The 2,421-nt window shown below is 46.3% G+C and carries 3 protein-coding genes; all 3 read left to right on the top strand.

All coding sequences use genetic code 11. The annotated features are described in order from the left end of the window. On the top strand, positions 1-486 hold a 486-nt coding region (locus tag MKL38_RS19085), incomplete at its 5' end, for a 3-oxoacid CoA-transferase subunit A (RefSeq protein WP_270904137.1). A gap of 18 nt (positions 487-504) precedes the next feature. Then, positions 505-1,158, top strand: coding sequence for a 3-oxoacid CoA-transferase subunit B (locus MKL38_RS19080; RefSeq protein ID WP_270904136.1), 654 nt, complete (start codon positions 505-507; stop codon positions 1,156-1,158). A 400-nt stretch (positions 1,159-1,558) separates the two neighbouring features. Next, positions 1,559-2,421: acetyl-CoA C-acyltransferase (locus tag MKL38_RS19075; RefSeq protein WP_270904135.1), on the top strand; the 863-nt coding region annotated here is incomplete at its 3' end.

Raw genomic sequence — 2,421 nt, 5'->3', positions numbered from 1 at the left:
GCTAAACTGCTTAAAGCAGGATCAGTTAAAAAAGTCATCTGTTCTTTTCCACGTCAGTCAGACTCTTATGTGTTTGATGAACTGTACCGTGCTGGAAAAGTAGAGCTTGAAGTGGTGCCGCAAGGTAATCTGGCGTGTCGTATTCAGGCAGCTGGTATGGGTTTAGGCGCTGTATTTACCCCAACAGGCTTTGGAACACTTCTAGCTGAAGGCAAAGAAACCCGCCAGATCGATGGTAAAGACTACGTACTTGAATATCCAATTAAAGCAGATTTCGCGCTTATTAAAGCCTACAAGGGCGACCGCTGGGGCAATCTGGTTTACCGTAAATCTGCGCGTAACTTTGGTCCGATCATGGCCATGGCAGCTGATGTGACTATTGTTCAGGTCTCTGAGGTGGTTGAGCTAGGTGGGTTAAATCCAGAGCACATCATCACCCCAGGTATCTTTGTACAACACGTTGTCCAAGTACAGCCCGCACAATAAGCAATAAGGAGAAATAACATGAGCTACCAAAAACTCAGCCGTGGCCAGATTGCAAAACGTGTGGCACAAGACATTCCTGATGGTGCATATGTGAACTTGGGTATTGGCTTGCCAACCAAGATCGCAAGCTATTTACCTAACGACAAAGATATTTTTCTTCATTCTGAAAATGGTTTATTGGCTTTTGGCCCACCACCAGTGGAAGGTGAAGAAGACCCTGAACTGATTAATGCAGGTAAAGAGTTTGTGACCATGCTTGAAGGTGGTAGCTTTTTCCACCATGGTGACTCATTTGCCATGATGCGTGGTGGTCACCTTGATATTGCGGTGCTGGGTGCATTTCAGGTTGCAGCCAATGGTGACTTGGCGAACTGGCACACTGGTGCGCCAAATGCGATTCCTGCGGTGGGTGGCGCAATGGATTTGGCAGTGGGTGCCAAGAAAGTATTTATCACCACAGATCATGTGACTAAGCAAGGTGAACCGAAGATTGTCGCTGAGTTGAGCTATCCAGTAACGGGTAAGCACTGTGTTGACCGTATTTACACCGACCTTTGTGTGATTGATGTGACCAAAGATGGTTTGAAAGTGATTGAGAAAGTAGAAGGTCTTAGCTTTGATGAGTTACAGGCTTTGACTGGTGCCACTTTGATTGATGCGACTCAAGGGTAAGTTTAAAAAGCAGTAACTATCGTGACAGGCGACATGGATGTCGCCCGTTGGACAGGGAGGCAAGGAAGCCTCCTCTGTTCAACAAAGGTTTTTGTTACTTTTGACCTTTCAAAAGTAAGGTATCGCTTATGCAACAGACCTACGGATGTCACAGTAAATTACAGCTGTGATGTTATTCGTTGATATGAAAATTTATAAATCATCACAACGGAGTCTTATCTATTGAAGCCAGATGCCACCAGCTAATTCGTGTCACTTTTTTAAAAAAGTAACCAAAAACCTTTGTTACTCAGACACAACTTCCCTGTTGTGCTGAGCAACACGGCGACATCCATGTCGCCACTGCGAAATACTTACGGAGAATGGCTAAAAAGGCCTGAAGTAAAGGACAAAAGTTAGAATGAAAAACGCTTATATCATCGATGCCATCCGTACTCCATTCGGCCGTTATGCCGGTGGCCTTGCTCCTGTTCGTACCGATGACCTTGGCGCTGTGCCGATTAAAGCACTCATGCAGCGTAACCCGAATGTAGATTGGGAACAGGTCGATGATGTGATCTATGGCTGTGCTAACCAAGCCGGTGAAGACAACCGTAATGTCGGCCGTATGTCAGCACTGCTTGCAGGTTTACCGTATCAGGTTCCAGCAACCACTATTAACCGTTTGTGTGGTTCATCACTCGATGCGATTGCCATTGCTGCCCGTGCCATTAAAGCGGGTGAAGCGAACTTGGTGATTGCAGGTGGTGTAGAAAGCATGAGCCGTGCACCCTATGTGATGGGTAAGTCAGACAGTGCTTTTGGTCGTAGCCAGAAGATTGAAGACACCACTATGGGTTGGCGTTTTATTAACCCAAAACTTAAAGAATTGTATGGTGTAGACACCATGCCTCAGACTGCCGAAAACGTCGCTGAAAAGTTCAACGTAAATCGTGCAGATCAGGACCAGTTTGCCTTGGCGAGCCAACAACGCACCGCAAGCGCGCAAGCCAAAGGCTTTTTTTCTAAAGAAATCGTGGCAGTTGAAATCCCTCAGCGTAAGGGTGATGCTGTTGTGATTGATACCGATGAACATCCACGTGCATCGACCACACTTGAAGGTTTAAGCAAACTTAAACCAGTTGTAAAGGCTGATGGCACTGTCACTGCGGGTAATGCTTCGGGCATTAACGATGGTGCAGCAGCATTACTGATCGCATCTGATGAGGCAGTTCAAGCTTACAACTTAAAACCACGTGCCAAGATCATTGCTTCAACAGCAGT

The sequence above is a fragment of the Acinetobacter sp. AOR14_HL genome, assembly GCF_027855175.1.
In the GTDB taxonomy this organism is placed as follows: Bacteria; Pseudomonadota; Gammaproteobacteria; order Pseudomonadales; family Moraxellaceae; genus Acinetobacter; species Acinetobacter calcoaceticus.
The sequence above is the reverse complement of the archived record's forward strand: the minus strand, read 5'-3'. Positions and strand labels throughout refer to the sequence as shown.

Bases quoted from the DNA above. Each gene is read 5' to 3' on its own strand.
- MKL38_RS19080 (WP_270904136.1), top strand. From the start codon at position 505: ATGAGCTACCAAAAACTCAGCCGTGGCCAGATTGCAAAACGTGTGGCA.